This window comes from Kribbella yunnanensis, assembly GCF_039529655.1.
GTDB lineage: Bacteria > Actinomycetota > Actinomycetes > Propionibacteriales > Kribbellaceae > Kribbella > Kribbella yunnanensis.
Genome location: NZ_BAAANF010000016.1, coordinates 263,512 through 282,468, shown reverse-complemented (window position 1 = coordinate 282,468; position 18,957 = coordinate 263,512). Strand labels below are relative to the sequence as shown.

At 67.5% G+C, this 18,957-nt stretch carries 20 protein-coding genes; 10 read left to right on the top strand and 10 right to left on the bottom strand.

All coding sequences use genetic code 11. The annotated features are described in order from the left end of the window. Positions 1-36 precede the first annotated feature (36 nt). Positions 37-1,608: a PucR family transcriptional regulator gene (locus tag ABD231_RS22245; RefSeq protein WP_344155110.1), complete on the top strand. Its 1,572-nt coding sequence runs from the start codon at positions 37-39 to the stop codon at positions 1,606-1,608. Further along, complete coding sequence (locus ABD231_RS22240; protein WP_344155107.1) at positions 1,602-2,399, top strand: MerR family transcriptional regulator; 798 nt, start codon at positions 1,602-1,604, stop codon at positions 2,397-2,399. The genes ABD231_RS22245 and ABD231_RS22240 overlap by 7 nt, the downstream gene beginning before the upstream one ends. Here ABD231_RS22240 and ABD231_RS22235 read toward each other — a convergent pair. After that, a complete protein-coding gene (locus ABD231_RS22235; protein WP_344155104.1) occupies positions 2,396-3,052 on the bottom strand; it encodes a nucleotidyltransferase domain-containing protein in 657 nt (218 codons plus the stop codon). The genes ABD231_RS22240 and ABD231_RS22235 overlap by 4 nt on opposite strands. 46 nt (positions 3,053-3,098) lie before the next feature. Next, positions 3,099-3,890, bottom strand: a complete 792-nt coding sequence (locus ABD231_RS22230; protein ID WP_344155101.1) for a class I SAM-dependent methyltransferase — start codon at positions 3,888-3,890, stop codon at positions 3,099-3,101. A gap of 83 nt (positions 3,891-3,973) precedes the next feature. On the opposite strand from ABD231_RS22230, the gene ABD231_RS22225 reads away from it, so the two are divergent. Beyond that, the gene (locus ABD231_RS22225) at positions 3,974-4,648 is read left to right on the top strand and encodes a TetR/AcrR family transcriptional regulator (RefSeq protein ID WP_344155098.1); all 675 of its coding nucleotides are present in this window, start codon (positions 3,974-3,976) and stop codon (positions 4,646-4,648) included. On the opposite strand, the gene ABD231_RS22220 is transcribed toward ABD231_RS22225, so the two are convergent. Beyond that, on the bottom strand, positions 4,629-5,576 hold the full coding sequence (locus ABD231_RS22220) for an electron transfer flavoprotein subunit alpha/FixB family protein (protein ID WP_344155095.1): 948 nt from the start codon (positions 5,574-5,576) through the stop codon (positions 4,629-4,631). The two genes, ABD231_RS22225 and ABD231_RS22220, sit on opposite strands and share 20 nt — an antisense overlap. A gap of 15 nt (positions 5,577-5,591) precedes the next feature. Further along, positions 5,592-6,365: an electron transfer flavoprotein subunit beta/FixA family protein gene (locus ABD231_RS22215; RefSeq protein WP_344155092.1), complete on the bottom strand. Its 774-nt coding sequence runs from the start codon at positions 6,363-6,365 to the stop codon at positions 5,592-5,594. Positions 6,366-6,599: 234 nt separating this feature from the next. Here ABD231_RS22215 and ABD231_RS22210 point away from each other — a divergent pair, with 234 nt between their 5' ends. Together ABD231_RS22210 and ABD231_RS22205 are read left to right on the top strand one after the other, a co-directional pair. Next, positions 6,600-7,340 (top strand): DUF2382 domain-containing protein, encoded by a 741-nt coding sequence (locus ABD231_RS22210; RefSeq protein WP_344155090.1) that lies wholly within the window; start codon positions 6,600-6,602, stop codon positions 7,338-7,340. Positions 7,341-7,412: 72 nt separating this feature from the next. After that, positions 7,413-8,147: a class I SAM-dependent methyltransferase gene (locus ABD231_RS22205; protein WP_344155088.1), complete on the top strand. Its 735-nt coding sequence runs from the start codon at positions 7,413-7,415 to the stop codon at positions 8,145-8,147. Here ABD231_RS22205 and ABD231_RS22200 read toward each other — a convergent pair. From ABD231_RS22200 to ABD231_RS22175, 6 genes are read right to left on the bottom strand one after another with little or no spacing between them, the layout of a single operon-like run. After that, positions 8,134-8,940 (bottom strand): hypothetical protein, encoded by an 807-nt coding sequence (locus ABD231_RS22200; RefSeq protein WP_344155086.1) that lies wholly within the window; start codon positions 8,938-8,940, stop codon positions 8,134-8,136. The two genes, ABD231_RS22205 and ABD231_RS22200, sit on opposite strands and share 14 nt — an antisense overlap. After that, a complete protein-coding gene (locus tag ABD231_RS22195) occupies positions 8,933-9,703 on the bottom strand; it encodes an acyltransferase (RefSeq protein WP_344155084.1) in 771 nt (256 codons plus the stop codon). The genes ABD231_RS22200 and ABD231_RS22195 overlap by 8 nt, the downstream gene beginning before the upstream one ends. Positions 9,704-9,712: 9 nt before the next feature. Continuing rightward, a complete protein-coding gene (locus ABD231_RS22190; protein WP_344155082.1) occupies positions 9,713-10,660 on the bottom strand; it encodes a class I SAM-dependent methyltransferase in 948 nt (315 codons plus the stop codon). Next, entirely contained in the window at positions 10,660-11,439 is a 780-nt protein-coding gene (locus tag ABD231_RS22185; RefSeq protein WP_344155080.1) for an enoyl-CoA hydratase/isomerase family protein, read from the bottom strand. The genes ABD231_RS22190 and ABD231_RS22185 overlap by 1 nt, the downstream gene beginning before the upstream one ends. Positions 11,440-11,487: 48 nt before the next feature. After that, entirely contained in the window at positions 11,488-12,525 is a 1,038-nt protein-coding gene (locus ABD231_RS22180; protein ID WP_344155078.1) for a Gfo/Idh/MocA family protein, read from the bottom strand. Then, positions 12,522-13,529, bottom strand: a complete 1,008-nt coding sequence (locus ABD231_RS22175) for a Gfo/Idh/MocA family protein (RefSeq protein ID WP_344155076.1) — start codon at positions 13,527-13,529, stop codon at positions 12,522-12,524. The genes ABD231_RS22180 and ABD231_RS22175 overlap by 4 nt, the downstream gene beginning before the upstream one ends. 146 nt (positions 13,530-13,675) lie before the next feature. Here ABD231_RS22175 and glgX point away from each other — a divergent pair, with 146 nt between their 5' ends. From glgX to ABD231_RS22150, 5 genes are all read left to right on the top strand, one after another. Next, positions 13,676-15,736 (top strand): glycogen debranching protein GlgX, encoded by a 2,061-nt coding sequence (gene glgX / locus ABD231_RS22170; protein ID WP_344155074.1) that lies wholly within the window; start codon positions 13,676-13,678, stop codon positions 15,734-15,736. A gap of 72 nt (positions 15,737-15,808) precedes the next feature. Next, entirely contained in the window at positions 15,809-16,579 is a 771-nt protein-coding gene (locus tag ABD231_RS22165; RefSeq protein WP_344155071.1) for an SGNH/GDSL hydrolase family protein, read from the top strand. 40 nt (positions 16,580-16,619) lie between these two features. After that, entirely contained in the window at positions 16,620-17,441 is an 822-nt protein-coding gene (locus ABD231_RS22160) for a MerR family transcriptional regulator (protein ID WP_344155068.1), read from the top strand. Next, positions 17,441-18,310, top strand: coding sequence for a transglutaminase-like domain-containing protein (locus tag ABD231_RS22155; protein WP_344155065.1), 870 nt, complete (start codon positions 17,441-17,443; stop codon positions 18,308-18,310). The genes ABD231_RS22160 and ABD231_RS22155 overlap by 1 nt, the downstream gene beginning before the upstream one ends. A 46-nt stretch (positions 18,311-18,356) precedes the next feature. Continuing rightward, on the top strand, positions 18,357-18,932 hold the full coding sequence (locus ABD231_RS22150) for a TetR/AcrR family transcriptional regulator (protein WP_344155062.1): 576 nt from the start codon (positions 18,357-18,359) through the stop codon (positions 18,930-18,932). Positions 18,933-18,957 lie beyond the last annotated feature (25 nt).

The window sequence follows — 18,957 nt, the reverse complement described above, 5'->3', positions numbered from 1 at the left end:
GACGGTCCGAAAGCTGTCCGGATGCACAATGGCTGAGTGACCCAACGACCCCGGGCCAGCCTCGGCCGTGTACTCGATGATCTGGGCGCGACCCTGCTCGAGCTCGTAGCCGGCGACCCGGACACGCCTATCGGCGGCGTCGTCATCCACGACCCGCTGGACGACCCGGTCCTCCCCCAGCACGCGCTCGTCCTCGGGGTCGGTCTGCACGACTCCGAGGAGATCACTCAAGTACTGCGCGACCTTGGCCGCCAGCAGGCGGCTGGGCTGGTACTGCGGAGTCCGGTCACCGTGGACGAGCAGACTGCCGACGAAACGGGCGTGGCCGTCCTCGCACTGACCAGAGGCGCCACCTGGGACCAGCTCGGCATCCTGCTGCGCTCAGTCCTGGACGTAGGCGTTGCGGAAGCCGAGACTCTCGGCGGCCTGCCCGCAGGCGACCTGTTCGCCCTAGCGAATGCCACCGCCGCACTACTCGACGCACCGGTCACCATCGAGGACCGCAGCTCCCGAGTGCTCGCCTTCTCCGGACGTCAGGACGAGGCCGACACCGCACGCGTCGAGACCGTCCTCGGCCGACAGGTCCCCGAACGCTACTCCCGGCAGCTATCAGAGCGCGGCGTCTTCCGAGAGCTCTACCGATCCGACCAGCTGGTCTATGTGGCCCCGATTCCGGTCGCTGAGCCCGAGAGCGCGATGCCACGCGTGGCCGTCGCAGTGCGAGCCGGCGACGAGGTACTGGGGTCCATCTGGGTCGCTGTCCATGAGCCGTTGAGTGCTGAGCGTTCTGAGGCGCTACGCGATGCCGCCAAAGTCGTTGCCCTGCACATGCTTCGCATCCGCGCCGGTGCGGATGTCGAACGCCGGCTACGCGCCGACCTGGTCAGTACGGCGCTCGACGGTTCCCGGGAGTCGCTCGACCGACTCGGGCTCGCCGACCGGACACTCGTCGTACTGGCACTCGCCGTACCGGAGTCGTCAGAGCGGCAGCGAATGGCCGATGCGTTCGCGATGCACCTCGGTGCGGTCTTTCCGCGGTCGGCGGCGGCACTGGTGAGTGACGTGGCCTACGGACTCGTGCCGGCCGACAGCGAGGAGCGCGCTGCGCGGGTCGCTCAGGACTTCTTGGACCGGGTCGGCGAGCGGTCCGGAGCCGTCATCGGAGTCGGCACGGCAGTGCGGTTGCCACAGGCACGGGCCAGCGCAGATCGCGCGCTGCGAGTCCTGCGGACCAGTCGGCGCGCACAGCGCGTAGCCCGCCTGGCCGACGTACAAGTTGAGGCCCTGCTGCTGGAACTGCGCGACCTCGTCGAGGCGCGCGGTGAGCAGCTGACCGGACCGATCGCGAGGCTGGTGGCCTACGACCGAGAGCACAGCGCCGCACTGGTCGAGACGCTGCGGGCTTGGCTGGATGCCTTCGGCGACGTGACCACTGCCGCGGCTGCGGCCTACGTGCACCCGAACACCTTCCGGTACCGGCTACGGCGGCTCGCTGAGGTCGGCCAGCTCGATCTGAGCGACCCGGACGCACGGTTCGCGGCAATGCTTCAGCTGAGAGTGCTTGCAGCTGACACCGTGTCAGGCGGTTCGCTGGACGCACCATGTTGAGTATCGGAGACCTCGCCCGCCACACCCGCATCTCGGTGCGGATGCTGCGGCACTACGACGCACTAGGGCTGGTTGTGCCCGAGCGCGTCGACCCGCACACCGGGCACCGGTTCTACGCGCTGTCACAGATCTGGCGTGTCGACAGTCTGGTCGCGTTGAAAGAGCTGGGGTTCACGCTGGAGCAGTGCGGCGCAATCCTCGACGAACAGCTCCCTGTCGAGGAGCTGCGCGGAATGCTGCGCCTACGGCGTGCACAGCTCGAGCAGCGGATGACTGCGGACGCGGACCGGCTGACGGAGGTCGAGCGGCGGCTCCGATCGATCGAAAGAGGACTGACCATGACCAACCGCACCCTCAAGCTCGGCCCGTTGCCCGCCATCCGCCTACTGCACCTGCAGGCCGAGGTGAACGACGAGTCCGAGATCGGCGGCGCTGTGATGGCACTGAGCGAAAAGCTGGACGCACTGCAACTGTCCGGCCAACGCGTGCACACGTACTACGGCCGCCCGGACGGCAGCAAGATCGAGGTGTCGGTCGGCATCGCGGTCGGCGCGGCTGAGAACAAGGCGACCGGCCTGGACCTGACCGACATCCCAGCCGTGCCACAGGGTGCGTCGGTGACCTACAGAGGCCCGGCAGAGGGCGTCGCCGACACCTGGCGGACGCTGGACGTCGCACTGGACGAACAGGGCCTCGAGTCGTACGGCGTCTATCGCGACATCCGCGTCAACACAGAAGACCCCGAGCAGGTCGTGGTCGAACTGCAAGCAGCTGTCCGGTCAGCCTCCTAACGGATTCGCGCCGGCCAGGGGTGGCCGGGGTGCAGGTGGTCGATCATGTCGGCCAGCCAGACCCGCTGGTCGTTGGACAGCAGTGGGAGGGCGGCGTTGAGGTCCAACTCGTCCTTCGGCCGGGCCTGCTTCGCCTTGTAGGCCAGGGCCATCTCCGGGTTGAGGTACCGCACACCGTCGGGCGCCCGCCAGGTGATGTCGTCGAGAGCGAAGTCGAGCATCGGATCGCGCCGGAACACCCAGCGCCCGTCGCGATCCGGGTTCACCACCACGTCGAACTCCCACGGCGACAGCGCATGCTTGCGCAACCAGATCTGGTCCGCATCCTCCGGCTGCTCGGGCCGCTCGTCGGTGAGCGGCTGGAACCGCCCACCGGCGTTCGACCACAGGTCGTACGAACCACGCAGGTGCAGCCGGAGCTTCTCGATGTCACGCCGCCACAACGACACGTCGACATCCTCGTGCTCCCGGTGCACTCCGGTGAACGCGTCGATGGCCCATCCCCCGGCCACCCACCAGTCCCCGTCGTACCGGCTCAGCATTGCCAGCGCATCAGCCGGCGTCGACCGCTTCCACGGACCGTGCAACCGGTGGAACGCCAAGTCCTCGGGATCCAGCCCGTCGTCGTACCAGAACCGTTCCTCGTCAGCCACCTGCCGATCTTCACACACCAGCAGCACCACCGGCAGGCGGTACGGGTTACTGAGCGGTGGCAACGATCTGGAGGTACTGTGCGCCGGCCAGCAGGGTCCCGTCGGTCGCCCGGTTGGCACGCTCGTACGCACCTTCAGCCGCCGCTACAAAGGCGGACTGCGCTGTGGCGTCGAGCTGCTCGTACAACATCCGCCACGGCGGCAGATGCGTCAGCATGGTCGCCACCTGGTCCCGTGCAGACCTCGCGAACGTCTCCTGCACCAGTACGTCGCTACTGGTCACTGCGATGCGGTCGCCGAACAGCTCCTTGTAGTGCTGCTCTGTCCCCCACAGATGCGGTGACTGCGCACCCGGCGGTGGTGGCGGCAGTACGTCGGCCAGCGCGGACTGCAGGTCTGCCATCAGCCCGGTCAAGCACCAGCTCACCAAGCCGATCCGCGCACCGGGCTTACACACCCGCAGCAACTCGTCGGCAGCCCGCTGCTGGTCCGGTGCATACATCACCCCGAACGTCGACAGCACGACATCGAAGGTCGCATCCTCGAACGGCAACTGCTGCGCATCGGCGAACTCTGTCTCGATCGACAGCCCCTCAGCCGCAGCACGCCGTACGGCGCGTTCCAGGCCGACCGGACTGAAGTCCGAGGCCGTCACCCGGGCACCGCGCCGAGCCGCAGCGAGGGCGGTGTTCCCGGTCCCGGCGGCGATATCCAGCACGCGGTCACCCCACCGGACCGCGGTCGCCTGCACTTGCAGCTCACTCGTCAGCATCGACTGGTGGGCCAGTGGTTGATAGTCGATCTCGGCACACCAGGCCGCCTGCATAGGTGTCGTCATCTCGTCCCCCGCAGTATTGATTATTTGGCACTCCGTAATTCGCTAGCCTTTGCGGCTAGTCAATTGAGGACTACGGTAGCGGGGTGGCCGACAATGTCAACCCTCGCCGGTACGCCTCGCCCGTTCGGGAACGCCGGGCGCAGGAGACGCGGACCGCCGTACTGGACGCGGCCGAGCAGATGTTCACCACCCGCGGCTTCGTCCGGACGACGCTGCCCGCGGTCGCGGATGAGGCCGGGGTATCCCTGGCGACGGTCAAGCTGGCCTTCAAGACGAAGACCGAGCTACTGCTGAACGTCTGGCACCGCACCCTGGCCGGCGGCGTGGACGATCAGGTGCCCGTTGTCCAGCGGGAGTGGCACCTGAAGCAGTACGAGATCGCCGACCCGGTCGAGCGCATTCGGTTCGCGAGTGACAACGGCGTGATGATCCGGCAGCGGATCGCCGGATTGGTCGCGGTCATCGAGGCAGGCGCGCTGGTCGACGACACGCTGGCCGAGCTACGGGACCGGATGTTCGAGGAGCACTGGCAGGTCACCCGGATCTTCGCGCAGCGGCTGGCCGACGACGGTCATCTGCGGGACGGACTGGCGGTCGAGCGAGCCACGGATGAGCTCTGGCTGCTCAACCACGTGAGCAACTACCGGCAGTTGACCGAGACGCGTGGCTGGTCGGCCGAGGAATACAAAGCGTGGCTGACCAGGTCGGTCAGCCACGCCGTACTGAAACCTGAGCTGCTCAGGACTTGCGCTTGGTGACCTCTTCGGTGGCGGCCGGGAGGACCTTGTGCAGGTCGCCGACGACGCCGAAGTCGACCAGCTCGAAGATCGGCGCCTCGTTGTCCTTGTTGATGGCGACGATGGTCTTCGAGGTCTGCATACCGGCCCGGTGCTGGATCGCGCCGGAGATGCCGGCGGCGACGTACAGCTGCGGGGAGACGGTCTTGCCGGTCTGGCCGACCTGGTAGGCGTGCGGGTACCAGCCGGAGTCGACCGCGGCGCGGGATGCACCGACCGCAGCACCGAGGGAGTCGGCGAAGGCCTCGACCGGACCGAAGTCACCGCCGGTACCGCGACCACCAGAGACGATGATCGCCGCCTCGGTGAGCTCCGGACGACCGGTGGCAGCGCGCGGCTTCGACTCGGTGATGCGCGCCGTCTTGGCGGCATCCGAGATCGTCACGTCGAACTCCTCGACCTCCGGGGAGGTCTCCGCGGCCTCGGGGGTCGCGGCGTTCGGCTTCACCGTGATGATGGCCGTGCCCTTGGTGATCTTCGACTTGACGGTGTAGTTGCCCGCGAACACCGACTGCGTGGTGACCGGGCCTTCCTGTACGTCGACGGCGTCGGTGATCAGGCCGGACTCGAGCTTGACCGCGAGCCGGGCCGCGATCTCCTTGCCCTCGGCGTTCGACGAGATCAGGATCACCGACGGCTCGATCTTGGCCGCGACCTGCTGCAGTGCCTCCGCCTTCGGCGACACCAGGTACTGCGAGAGCTCCGGATTGGTCAGCGCGATCACCTTCGTGGCGCCGTACTGACCGAGGGCGGGCAGGGCCTCCGAAGCGTTGTCGCCGATGAAGACCGCGACGGGCTCGCCGAGGCGGCGGGCGATGGTCAGGAGCTCGGCGGTCGTCTTGCGCACGACGCCCGCGGTGTGGTCAACGAGAACCAGAACGTTCGACATAAGACTGCTCGCCCCTCAGAGGAACTTGTTGGTGGACAGGAACTCGACGAGCTGACCCGCGCCGGAGCCGTCCTCATCGGTCACGATCGTGCCCGCGGTACGCGCCGGACGCGCGGTCACCTCGACGACCTCGGTCCAGGAACCGACCTGGTCCGGGGTGATCTCGAGGTCGGCCAGCGACCAGGTCTCGACCGGCTTCTTCTTCGCGGCCATGATGCCCTTGAACGACGGGTACCGCGGCTCGTTGGCCTGGTCGGAGACGCTCAGCACCAGCGGCAGCGTGCCCTCGACGGTGTCGCTCGCGGTGTCGCCGTCCCGGCGGATCCGCACGGTCGTGCCGTCGACGGTGACCTCGGAGCCCAGCGTCACGGCCGGCAGGCCGAGGCGCTCCGACACCATCGCGGGCACGACGCCCATGCCACCGTCGGTCGAGCTCATCCCGAACACGACCAGGTCGGCCTCGAGCTTGGTCAGCGCCCTCGACAGCACCAGCGAGGTGGCGACCGCGTCGGAGCCGTGGATGGCGTCGTCGAGCACGTGCACACCCCCGTCCGCGCCCATCTGCAGGCCCTTCTTCACCGCATCCGCAGCCTGCTCGGGGCCGACAGTGAGGATGGTCACCTCAGCGTCCCCGGCCTCCTTCACGGTCAGCGCGGTCTCGACGGCGTACTCGTCCAGTTCGGACAGCAAGCCGTCCACACCGGCACGGTCCACCGTGTTGTCCTCCGGGCGGAAGCGGCGGTCCGCCGTGGCATCCGGCACGAACTTCGCGCAGACGACGATCTTCATAGCGTGTGGGACCCCTTCTGGTTAACGGTCTCTCCAAGCCTGCCACGGATGTTACTCGCGAGAAACATATGCCACGTGCGAGCCCCATCACACCGCCGGCGCCTGCTCAGGCTATCCCGTTCTCCCGGCAACCTGGAGTGAGCCGTTGGTCACCCCGTGTTTGCGGATGAACACCCCGGGCACCGGACCCGGCGTTAGTTGCTACGCGCAAACAACGACACGGGGTTGATAACGATGACCATGCAGGGAATCGAGCAGGTCGTGGGCGAGACGGCGTACGACGCGACCGGGGACAAGGTCGGGTCGGTCGGCACTCTCTATGCCTCCGACACCAGCGGACGCCCGGAGTGGGTGACGGTGAACACGGGGATGTTCGGGACCAAGCACAGCTTCGTACCGCTGGACGGCGCTCACGTCGAGAAGGACGGACTGCACCTCGCGACGTCCAAGTCGAAGATCAAGGACGCACCGCGGATCGACAGCAACGGTCACCTGAGCGCGCAGGAAGCCTCCGAGCTGTACCGCTACTACGGCATGCAGCTACCGCAGACCAGCGCTGGTACGGCGCCGGACGGGCGGATGGCTGAGCACGACGGCTCGATGGTCCGTCACGAGGAGCGGCTGCGCGCCGGGACCGAGACCGTCGAGACCGGGCGGGTCAGTCTGCACAAGCACGTCGTGACCGAGGAGCAGCAGGTCACGGTGCCGGTGAGCCACGAGGAAGTGCACGTGGTCCGCGAACCGGTGGCGGACGGCGAACTGGGCCGGGCCGGTGAGCTCGGCGACGACGATCGCGAGGTCGTACTGCACGAGGAGCGGCCGGTCGTCGGCAAGGAGACCGTTGCCGTCGAGCGGGTCGGCCTCGAGACCGAGACCGTCCGTGGCGAGGAGAACGTCACCGAGACCATCCGCAAGGAGCAGGTCGAGGTGGAGGGTCTAGATGACGACGGGACCGGTCGGCACAAGCGGTCCTGACGGATAGATCCAACAACGGCGGTGTTCGGGCTGGGCGGGCCCGAACACCGCCGCTGTGCGTAAGGTGACCGCGTGACCGAGATATTGACCCTCACCGGTGAGCGAACCGCGCCAGGGATCTGGCACGAGAACTACTGGTTCGCGCGGCACGAAGCGGCGTACCGGTGGATCGTGGCCGAGCTGCTGCCGACGGCCGGCCGGGTGCTCGAGGCGGGCTGCGGCGAGGGGTACGGCGCGGAGCTGCTCCGGACCGCCGGGTCCGAAGTCGTGTTCGGGCTGGACTACGAGGACAACACCCTCCAGCACGTACGGCGGGTGTACCCGCAGGTGCACGTGATTCGAGGGAACCTCGTGCAGACCGCGTTCGCGGACGCGAGTTTCGGACTGCTGACGTCGTTGCAGACGATCGAGCATTTGTGGGAGCAACCGCGGTTCGTCAGCGAGTGCGCGCGAATCCTCGCGCCGGGCGGGATCGCCGTACTGAGCACTCCGAACCGGCTGACCTTCCCGAGTGGGAACTGGTACCACACGCGCGAACTGACGATGGATGAGTTCACCGAACTCGTCGAGCCGGAGTTCGAGATCACGCACACGCTCGGTCTGCATCACGGCTCGCGATTGCAGGCCTGGGAGGAAGAGCACGGCTCCTGCGTGGATGCTCAACTGGCCGGCCCGCATGACGAGTGGCCGGATCACCTGCGCGAACTGGTGACCAGCACGACGTACAAAGACTTTGAGATCAGGCCGGGCGACCTGGACGAGTCGCTCGACCTGATCCTCGTTGCGGTGAAGCCTACGGACGGATGAAGCGCTCGAGGATCTTGCCGGCGATCAGGTAGACGAGCGCGGCGATCCCCCAGTTCACCAGCAGGGTGTTCTTCGCGGTCTCGAGCCGGAACAGGTCCTTGAACGGGCCGACCAAGTCGTGACCGCGCTCCAGCACCCAGCGCACGATCTCGTTGCTCTGGTTGGTCTGATCGAGTGCGGTGAACAGCGCGCCCAGCGCCAGCAGGGCTGCGGCGAGCACGGCGATCAGCCAGATCACGGAAGCCAGCAGGTTCCGCAGCTGCCGGACACCCGAGCCCACCGAGCTCAGCGCCTGCTTGCCCGCGGCTGATCCCTTGGCCGGCGCCTTGGCCGCCGAGGACGACGTCGCCGTCGTGACTCGGCTGACCGGCTTGGTCACCGTGGTCTCATCCGGGGTGCTCGAGGTGCCGGACGAGCCGGACGCGGCCGAAGCTGCGGCCTCCTCGCGGGCCTTCTGCTCGGCGACGATCTCGGCCGCCGTGCGTGGCTTGGCCGTCTTGGTCGCGGTCGCCGCCGCGACGGGAGCGTCCTCGGGTGCCTTCGGTTTGTCGTCGTTGCCCACGTCACCCATCTCCTCAGCCGGGTTCGGTTCCTCACCTGCGCCCGGAACCGGTGCGGCCGCCTTCCTCCGGCGGCTGACCGGGACCGGTCGCGGCGACAACCTGCGCCGGGCCCCGGCGAGCGGGGCCGGCGCGGCGGTCGTTGTCACGTCGTCAGTCGTTTGCAGCGCTGGATCCAACGTAGCGCGCAACGGGTCGGCCTCGGATCCCTCGGGCCTGGCGTGCTCAGCCACGCTGCGTCTCCTCTCCGACAACCATCCGGTCGTGCGGGACATAGTGCCCGACTGATGAGTAACTTGAGAACCCCTCGGCACCCTTCGTGCCGGAGCGCAGCCGGGCGGCGGTCGCTGCGTTCACCTCGGCGAGCTCGGCCAGGTAGGCACGGCGCGGCGCGTCGGCGGCATAACGGGTGGTGCGGTCGGCGACGACGACCGCCGGAACCCCGGCGGCGACGGCGTACGCAGGAATGTTGCCACGGGCAACGCTGTTCGCGCCGATCACCACGCCGCGACCGATGTCGGTTCCGCGGGTGACCGTGACCTTGGTGGCCAGCCAGCAGTCCGGGCCGATCCGGACCGGCGACTTGACCAGCCCCTGGTCCTTGATCGGCAACCCGAGGTCCTCGGTCTTGTGGTCGAAGTCGCAGATGTAGGTCCAGTCCGCGATCAGGGTGGACGCGCCGATCTCGATGTCCAGGTAGCAGTTCACCGTGACATCGCGGGCGAACACGACCTTGTCGCCGATCCGCAGCGTGCCTTCGTGCGCGCGCAACCGGGTCTCGTCACCGAGGTGCACCCATTTGCCGAGGATGATCCGGCCGTGGCCGGGCCGTGTCTCGATCTCGAGTTTCTTGCCCAGGAAGACGAAACCCTCGGTGATGACATGGCGGTGCCGGAGCTTGAACCAGGCGAACCGCCAGTATCGCTTGAGGTAGTACGGCGTCCACGCCCGGTGGCGCAGCACCCAGCGCAGATTCGCCACGGACAGCAACCGCATCTGCTTACCCTACTGCGCAACTCCAGTGATCGAGACGTTGTAGTACAGCTCGTCCGGGACAACGTTGGACAGAACCTTGTCCACCTTGGACAGCTGCAGCCACGACTTGTAGGCGAACATCCGCCAGCCGAAGCCGAGCTTCTGCTCCGGTACGGCGGCCTCGAACGTGCGGATCGGCCAGCCCAGCCACGCGGCGGTCAGCTCCTCAGTCACCGTCTTCACCTCGACGGCACCCGCACGTGTTGCTGTCCGGGCCAGCGTGTCGGGGTCGAAGGTGTGCAGGTCCACAACGGCTTCCAGCGCAGCAGCACGAGAGGACTCGTCGAGCTCCTCCTGCGGACGCCGCCAGTCCGAGAGTGCGGGCAGCTTGGTGACGTTGGTGGTCGCCCACCAGGTCAGGCGGGACAAGCGGCGGGCGATGAAGTCGCCGTACCGGGTGGGTTCGCCGCAGATGACGAAACGGCCGCCCGGCTTGAGGACGCGGAGCATTTCGCGGAACGCGAGCTCGACATCCGGGATGTGGTGGATGACCGCGTGACCGATGACGAGGTCGAAGCTGTCGTCGTCGTACGGGAGCTTCTCCGCGTCGGCGACCCGGCCGTCGATAGCGAAGCCCAGTGTCTTGGCGTTCTTCTTGGCCGCCTCGACCATGCCCGGCGAGAGGTCGGTGACATGCGCCTCGTCCATCACGCCGGCCAGCTTGAGGTTCAGCGTGAAGAAGCCGGTACCGGCGCCGATCTCGAGCGACTTCCCGTACGGCCAGCCCTGGTCACCGGCGATGTCGGTGAACCGGTCGCGCGCGTAGGCGACGCAGCGCTCGTCGTACGAGATCGACCACTTCTCGTCGTACGTCGAGGCTTCCCAGTCGTGGTAGAGCACCTGGGCCAGCTTGTTGTCGTTCCAGGCGGCTTCAACCTGCTCGGCGGTCGCAGCGGGCTTCTCGGCGGAGGTCGTCATCACTGTCCTTTGAACTCGGCCTTGCCAGGGCCATTTTCTACGAAAGACTTCATTCCGATAGTGCGGTCTTCGGTGGCGAAGAGAGCGGCGAACTGCTGGCGCTCGATCTCCAGCCCAGTGGCCAGATCCACGCCGAGTCCGGCATCGATCGACTCCTTGGCGGCGCGCAGCGCGAGCGCGGCTCCCTTGGCGAACTGCGACGCCCAGGCGACCGCGGCGTCGTACACCTCGGCGGCCGGGACGACCTTGTCCACCAGGCCGAGCTGCAGCGCCTCGGCGGCGTCGACGAAACGGCCGGTGTAGATGATGTCCTTGGCCTTCGACGGGCCGATCAGGCGCGACAACCGCTGGGTACCGCCCGCGCCGGGGATGACGCCGAGCAGGATCTCCGGCTGGCCGAGTTTCGCGTCCTCGGCGGCGATCCGGTAGTCGGTGCACAGGGCGAGCTCGCAGCCGCCACCGAGTGCGTACCCGGTGACGGCCGCGACCGTCGGCTTCGGGATCGCGGCCACGGCGGACAGGGCGGCCTGCAGCGGACCGGAGCGCTTGACCATGTCGGCGTACGACATGTCGGCCATCTCCTTGATGTCCGCGCCGGCGGCGAAGACCCGCTCGCCGCCGTACACGATCACCGCGCGGACGTCGTCGTTCGCCGTCGCCTCGTCGGCAGCGGCCCGGATCTCGTCCTGCACCTGGACGTTCAGGGCGTTCATCTTCGGCCGATCCAAGCGGATCGTGCCGACACCATCACTCACGGTCAGGTTGACGAACTCACCCATTACGTCGCTCCTTCTCCTACCGGCCGGTCACAATCACCCGGAACCGTACTACAGGTCCACGGGCTGACCGGAAGCGGCGGAGCGGCGGGCTGCGTCCACGATCTGCAGCGTGCGCAGGCCCACAGCACCATCCGGCTGCGGTACGACGGCCGGCTGCTGACCGGGGACCGGGGGGCCGGACTCGCGGACCGCACTCAGGAATGTCGCCAGCAGCGACTCGTCCAGATTGCCACCGAAGGCCAGGAAGACCTCACCGTCCGGGTCCGTCCCACCAACATGTGGCAGGAAGGGCTCGATCTCCACTGAGCCGTTTGTACCGGTGACCTGCAGCGAGACACCACCCCAGGTCGGACCGTTGTCCGGGACGCTCCACGAGCAGTCGATAGTTGCCAACAGCCCGTTGTCGTAGGTGATGGTGACCAGTCCGCCGGTCTCGACCTGCACACCCTTGTCCTGGTGCAGCACATGGTTCGCAGCGGCGTACACGCGCGCAGCGGACGCACCACCGGTCAGACCGTCGATCAGGTCCGCACAGTGCACGGTGTGGTCGACCAGCGCACCACCGCCGGCCAGCGCCGCATCCGTGAACCACTGACGAGCGTCGTACGGGATCTTGCCGTTGTTGGTGCCCAGTACGGCGAACACGTCGCCAAGCCGACCTGCTTCGACCATGGCACGCAGCCGCAGGTACGACGGCGCAAAGCGAACCGGGTACGCGATCATCAGGATGGAACCCGCTGCGGCGCAGGCATCCAGCATGGCTTGGCCATCTGCCACCTCAGTGGCCAACGGCTTCTCGCACAGCACATGTGCGCCGACTGCTGCGGCCCGCTCGACCAATGCGCGGTGGCCGGCGTTCTCGGACGTCACCACGACAGCGTCCGGTCCCCACGCGAACAGCTCGTCGTACGAGTCCACATAGGGCACACCGAGCTTCTCGGCGAGCTCAGCGCCGCGCGGACCGGCGTCCGGCGCCGCTGCGCCATCCGGGTCGGCGGACAGCACCTCTGCGTCGGGCATCTGGCCCAGCAGGTAGGCGTACGAACCAGCGTGGGTGTGAGCGAACGAAGCGATCGCAACCTTCATGCCACTGCCCCGTTCAGCTCGACGGTCTTGCCGGACTCCATGGACAGCCGAGCGGCTTCAGCGAGGTCGACGGCTGCAACCCCATCAGCACCGAGCACCCGTGGCTCTGGCCCACCCCGCAGTGCTATCGCCAGCTCCCGCAGCTGTGTCAGATAAGGGCTCTCCCCCAGTGCGGACGCCGGGATCAACAGATCGACAGCGTCCTCATCGTTCTGCAGCTCCTCGACGAATCCGGTGTCCACACCCGACGTGTGCTTCAGTACGCCGGATGCACCGGCGACGTGGAAGCCGGTCCGGAACGGGGTCCCGGGCACACCCCAGGTCGCTCGGCACAGCGAGATCGCACCGGACTCGTGGGTCAGCGTCACGTGCGCGGAGACGTTCACCGGGCTGATGCCGTCCACAGTCGGCGGGTTCTGGACGGCGTACACGCTGGTGACCTTGCCGCACAGCCACTGCGCCTGGTCGAGGTCGTGAACCATCAGGTCCATGATCACGCCGCCGGAGCGGGCGACATCGCGGTACCAGCCGGCACCGGCCGGCGACGAGGCCTGACGGAAGAAGCGGGCCACCGCGACCGCGCCGATGCGCCCGCCCTGCACCGCGTCGTACGCGGCCTTGTACTCGGGGAAGTAGCGCACCACGTGCGCCGGGTAGACCTTCACCCCGGCGGCGTCGGCGGCTGCCATCACCTCGTGCGAGTCGGCCGCGGTGAGCGTCAGCGGCTTCTCGCAGATCACGTCCTTGCCCGCTGCGATGGCCGCCAGCGTCAGCTCCTTGTGCGTCGGCGACGGCGTGACGATGTCGACGAACTCGACCTCGGCGAGCAGGTCGTCCAGCGACGCCGCCACCTCCAGCGCGTACTGCTCGGCCAGCGACTCCGCGCCTTCGACCGAGTACACGACCACTCGTGCGCCGAGTGCTTTCCACGCCGCGACGTGGACGTGCGCGATATTGCCCGCGCCGATCAGACCGACAGTCAGATCGGTCAGCTGTTCCGCCATGGAGGCCCTCACAGGAGTTCGGGTAGTTTGTCGTAACTTAGGAACGATCCTTGCCTATCATTGCGCACAGACGTTCACAACCACCGTCTCACGAACACTTCACGGGCAGATGCGACCGTTTGAGAGGACTTGTGCAGAATGTGCCGGTGACTGAAGCCTCCGAGCCTCGTCTGGGGGCAGTGGTCCAGACCGATGGGACAACCTTCACGCTGTGGGCCCCCGCGGCCGAGCGGGTGGAGCTCGCGCTGATCGCCGACGACGGCAGTCAGCGCAACCTCGACCTCGCGCACACCGGTGAGTTCTGGACTGGTTTCGTGGCCGGTGTCGGTCCGGGCCAGCGGTACGGGTACCGGGTGCACGGTCCGTTCGACCCGTCGCACGGACTGCGGTTCAACCCGTCCAAGCTGCTGCTCGACCCGTACGCGCGCGCTGTCGACGGCACGCTCGATTTCGCGAGCCCTTTGATCTACGACTCGTCAGAGGGTGACTCAGCCGGACATGTCCCGGTCAGTGTCGTGGTCGGCGACTCCGAGCCGCCACCGCCGATCTGCAAGCCGGTGCACTGGGGCGAGACCGTTGTGTACGAGCTGCACACCAAAGGCTTCACCAAGCTGCACCCCGACGTACCGGAGCACCAGCGCGGGACGTACGCCGGCCTGGCGCACCCCTCGGTCATTGCGTATCTGCAGGAGCTCGGGGTTACCTCGGTCGAGCTACTGCCGATCCACCAGTTCCTGACCGAGCCTGCGATCGCACACCGCGGTCTGCCGAACTACTGGGGCTACAACACCCTCGGGTTCTTCGCTCCGCACGCGGAGTACTCGTCAGCCGGCACACGTGGTGAGCAGGTGGCCGAATTCAAGGCCATGGTGGCCGCATTCCATGCCGCCGGCATCGAAGTGATCCTCGACGTGGTCTACAACCACACCGCCGAGGGCGGGTTCGACGGGCCGACGCTGAGCTTCCGCGGGATCGACAACCGCGCGTACTACCGGCTCGGCCCCGGCGGCACCATGTACGACGTCACTGGCACCGGCAACTCGGTCGACACCTCGCACCCGCAGGTCCGGCGGCTGCTGATGGACTCGCTGCGGTACTGGGTCGAGGAGATGGGAATCGACGGGTTCCGGTTCGACCTCGCAGTCACGCTGATCCGCAACGAGCGTCACGAGGTCGATCTGGTCGACCACCCGTTCCTGTCCGAGGTGGCGGCGGATCCGGTGCTCAGCGGGGTGAAGCTGATCTCCGAACCCTGGGACATCGGGAACTTCGGCTACCAGGTCGGCAACTTCGGCACCCCGTGGTCGGAGTGGAACGGCAAGTTCCGCGACAGCGTGCGCGACGTCTGGCGCAACACCTCCGACGGCGTGAAGGACCTGGCCTACCGGCTCTCCGGCTCCAGCGACCTGTACGGCGACGACGGCCGCTACCCGTACGCGTCGATCAACTTCGTCACTGCGCACGACGGCTTCACCCTGCGCGACCTCGTCAGCTACGACCACAAGCACAACGAGGCGAACCACGAGGACAACCGGGACGGTACCGACGACAACCGCTCCTGGAACTGCGGTGTGGAGGGCGAGACCGACGACCCGTCGGTGAGTGCGTTGCGGAAACGCCAGATGGCGAATCTGATGTCCACCCTGATCCTGTCCACCGGCGTACCGATGATCACCATGGGCGACGAGTGCGGGCGGACGCAGGGCGGTAACAACAACGCCTACTGCCAGGACAGCGAGCTCTCCTGGTTCGACTGGTCGCTACCTGAACAGTGGGCCGACCACCTCGCTCTGACGAAGAAGCTGATCGCACTGCGCTCGGCACACCCCACTCTGCGGCAATGGCACTACTTCTCCGGACAACCCGTCGTACCGGGCGGCCGGAAGGACCTGTCCTGGATCGCACCGCACGGTGGCGAGATGAACGAGTCCGACTGGCACGACGGGAACCTGCGCACGATCGGCATGTTCCTGGCCGGGGACGCGCTGCGGGCTACTGACGCGGCCGGGAACGCACTGACGGACAGCTCGTTCCTGCTTGCATTGAATGCCACCTCCGAGGTGCGGGAGGTCGTCGTACCGGATGCGTCGTGGGCGCCGGGTTATGAGGTCGTTCTGGACACCAGCAACAGCATGGTGACCGAGGTCGAGGCCGGCGCGACCGTGCCGCTTCCCCCGCGCTGTTTGGTGCTGCTGCGCGCGCTCTGAGGTGTTCCTGGGGTTGTTAACCTTCGCCTTGTACCTTCATTGGTCACCTGCTGTTCATGTTTGGGGGGACCAATGTTTCTACTGCGCCGCGCCTCACGCCGCGAGCGGACTACGCCCATCGGCGCGCTGCACCGCGGCATCATGCGGTGGGGCGAGGCGGAGCGGACAAGTTCCCGGCTGGCTGTGCAGCGCTGGCTCGACGGGGTCGCGTACGTCGACGTCCAGGCGCGCACGTACGCCGACTACTGGACCCAGCAGAACCAGACCGCTTTGACGACCACCGGTCCGCTCTGGGTGGTTCTGGGCGACTCCACGGCCCAGGGGCTCGGCGCCTCCAGCCCACTCCACGGCTACGTCGGTCAGGTGCTCAACGCACTCCGCCGTACCGGCTCTCCATGGCGCGTGCTCAACCTGTCCCGCTCAGGCGCGCAGACCCAGCACGTCCTGAAAGACCAGCTCCCCCTGCTCGCCGGTCTGCAGCCCGCACTCGTCACCTGCGGCATCGGCAGCAACGACATCCTCGCCACCCCACCGAAGCGTTTCCGCGACCACCTGCGCGAGGTGATCGAGCGCCTCCCCACCTCCTCGGTCGTGATGGACCTGACCGTGCCGGACCGCCTCTGGCGCGTCGGCGGCGCCGTCAGTCCGTACGTCGCAGGCATCAACCAGCACATCAGCACCACCGCCTCAGACCGCGGACTGCCCGTGGCTGAGGTCTCCCGGTACGCCCGTCCGCCCTGGCGCGGCATGCTCGCCCGCGACAACTTCCACCCCAACAACCTCGGCTACCGCCGCCACGCCGACGCCCTGCTCGCCGCACTCCCCGCAGGCGTGCGCAACTGACGCTTTACTCTGCCCCTGGGGCAGAGGGTTTGATAGTCGCGTGTTGACGATCAGTGAGTTCGGGCGGCGGGCAGGGCTTTCACAGAAGGCCTTGCGGCTGTACGACGTGTCGGGGCTGCTGGCGCCGGCTCGAGTGGACCCGGCCAACGGGTACCGCTTCTACGACGAAGAGCAGTTGGAACGCGCTCGGCGGATCAGCGTGCTGCGGCAACTGGACATGCCGCTCGCGACGATCGCCGCCGTACTGGCGGGGTCGGATGCCGAGGCCGTCATCCGGCTCGATCGGTGGTGGGCGGCCGAGGAGGCCACGACGGCTGCGCGGCGCGCGACGCTCGAGTACCTGCGGAGCCGGCTGACCCACACCGCCACCGGTCTGACGCCACGGCCGGTGCTGGTCCGCGACGTACCGGCGACGAAGGTCGCGACGATCCGGACCGATACCGATCAACAGTTCCTGGTCGGGGCGATCGTGTCCGCGACCAACGAGATCATGTCGTACCTGAGCTCGGTCGGCGCATCGCTCACCGGTCATTCGTGGGTGATCTACCACAGCGCCGTGACGCCGGAGGCGGAAGGAACGGTCGAGATCTGCGTGCCGTTCGACGGGCTGGTCGACCCGGCCGGTTCCATCGCGATCCGGGTCGAGCCTGCCCATCGTGAGGCGTACTGCACGATCACGATGGACGAGTGTTCGTTCCCGCGCATCATGCTCGCCTACGACCTCGTCTTCGACTGGGCCCGGAGCAGCGGCACCCCCGAGGCGGGACCACCTCGCGAGCTCTACCTCCCCGACTGCCATCTCCTCCCCCGCGACGAACCTGCCGTCGACATCGCCCTACCCATTCTCGAGAGGAACGTTTGATGGACTACGCACTGCAGACGCCGTACAGCGATCCGGGCGAGTTCGCCCACCTGTTCGACGCCCTGCCGGACGACATCCCGGCCATCGGCGCCGTCGTCCGCAATCTGCTCATCCACTACCGCGGTGGCGGTATCGAGTTCACCGGCGACCGCCTGGCCGAGATCGACCACCGCTGGGTGTCGTCGATTCTTGCCACCGACGAACACCGCAACGGTACGGCGCTCGCCGTACCGCGGGAGCCGTTCGACCGCGTCGTGGGCTGCTGCCGCGACTACACCCTGCTCTTCGTCTCCGCCCTTCGCCACAAGGGCATTCCGGCCCGCAGCCGGATCGGGTTCGCGGTCTACTTCGGCGAGGGCTTCAACCACGATCACGTCGTCGCGGAGTACTGGAACGGCGACCGCTGGGTGATGACGGATGCCCAACTCGATCCCGCCGACGACCACCCCTTCAACACGCTCGACATGCCGACCGGCCCGTTCGTCTCCGCCGCCGAAGCCTGGCGCGACGCCCGCGCCGGACGGGTCGACCCCGATGTGTACGGCGTCGAGCCGGGCGTCAACGTTGGCGGGCTCACCCTGCACGGCTTCTGGTTCATCCGCACCTACGTCTACTACCAACTCGCTCACCTGATGGGCGAGGAACTCCTGCTCTGGGAGAGCTGGGGCGACCTCGGTCCCACCTTCACCGAGGCCGAGGCGGTCGCCACCGACGAACTCGCCGAGCTCCTGATCGCCGCCGACAACGGCGACGACGCGGCCTGGAAGGAACTCGTCAACCGCTACCCGACCCTCGGCCCCAACGGCCGCACCTTTCTCACCTCGCCTTCCGGTCGCCCGCATGCCTGGGTGGAGCTGGCCAAGCACTGAGACCAGTTTTGGATAGCTCAGTCCAAAACGTGCTACGGTCGATCTCATGGTCAGGCCGCGGATGTTCGACGAGGAGCAGGCTGTCGATGCTGCGATGCGCGTGTTCTGGGCGTCGGGGTACGAAGCGACCTCGACGCAGGAGCTCTGTACGGCGACCGGGCTCGGGCGCAGCAGCATCTACAACACGTTCAGCAGCAAGCGGTCGCTGTTCGATCTCGCGCTGCAGCGATACATGGAGCAGACGACGTCGGCGCAGCTCGAGCTGATCCGGCGTACCGAGCTGCCGATCCGGGAACGGGTCCGGCAGATCCTGTGGCGTGCTGTCGAGCCCGATCCGGGTGATCCGTCCGGCTGCCTGGTCATCAACACCGTGGTCGAACTCGGCCCGACCGATCCCGAACTCGTCGAGATCCTCGACCGCGACCACGCCGTCAAACTGACTGCGCTCGCCGACGAGATCCGCGCCGCGCAAACCGCGGGTGACGTCGACGCGAGTCGGGACCCGGACGCGCTCGCCGACTACGTGTACGTCGTACTCGGCGGGCTGCGGGTCGCGGCCCGCCGAGGTGCGCCGGCCGGTGCCCAGCAGTCCGTCATCGAGGCCGCGCTCCAAGCGTTCTGAGCAGAGGAACCCATGTCCGTCCAAG

Bases quoted from the DNA above. Each gene is read 5' to 3' on its own strand.
- ABD231_RS22240 (WP_344155107.1), top strand. From the start codon at position 1,602: ATGTTGAGTATCGGAGACCTCGCCCGCCACACCCGCATCTCGGTGCGG.
- ABD231_RS22230 (WP_344155101.1), bottom strand. From the start codon at position 3,890: ATGACGACACCTATGCAGGCGGCCTGGTGTGCCGAGATCGACTATCAA.
- ABD231_RS22220 (WP_344155095.1), bottom strand. From the start codon at position 5,576: ATGTCGAACGTTCTGGTTCTCGTTGACCACACCGCGGGCGTCGTGCGC.
- ABD231_RS22215 (WP_344155092.1), bottom strand. From the start codon at position 6,365: ATGAAGATCGTCGTCTGCGCGAAGTTCGTGCCGGATGCCACGGCGGAC.
- ABD231_RS22210 (WP_344155090.1), top strand. From the start codon at position 6,600: ATGACCATGCAGGGAATCGAGCAGGTCGTGGGCGAGACGGCGTACGAC.
- ABD231_RS22195 (WP_344155084.1), bottom strand. From the start codon at position 9,703: ATGCGGTTGCTGTCCGTGGCGAATCTGCGCTGGGTGCTGCGCCACCGG.
- ABD231_RS22190 (WP_344155082.1), bottom strand. From the start codon at position 10,660: ATGACGACCTCCGCCGAGAAGCCCGCTGCGACCGCCGAGCAGGTTGAA.
- ABD231_RS22185 (WP_344155080.1), bottom strand. From the start codon at position 11,439: ATGGGTGAGTTCGTCAACCTGACCGTGAGTGATGGTGTCGGCACGATC.
- ABD231_RS22180 (WP_344155078.1), bottom strand. From the start codon at position 12,525: ATGAAGGTTGCGATCGCTTCGTTCGCTCACACCCACGCTGGTTCGTAC.
- ABD231_RS22175 (WP_344155076.1), bottom strand. From the start codon at position 13,529: ATGGCGGAACAGCTGACCGATCTGACTGTCGGTCTGATCGGCGCGGGC.
- ABD231_RS22165 (WP_344155071.1), top strand. From the start codon at position 15,809: ATGTTTCTACTGCGCCGCGCCTCACGCCGCGAGCGGACTACGCCCATC.
- ABD231_RS22155 (WP_344155065.1), top strand. From the start codon at position 17,441: ATGGACTACGCACTGCAGACGCCGTACAGCGATCCGGGCGAGTTCGCC.
- ABD231_RS22150 (WP_344155062.1), top strand. From the start codon at position 18,357: ATGGTCAGGCCGCGGATGTTCGACGAGGAGCAGGCTGTCGATGCTGCG.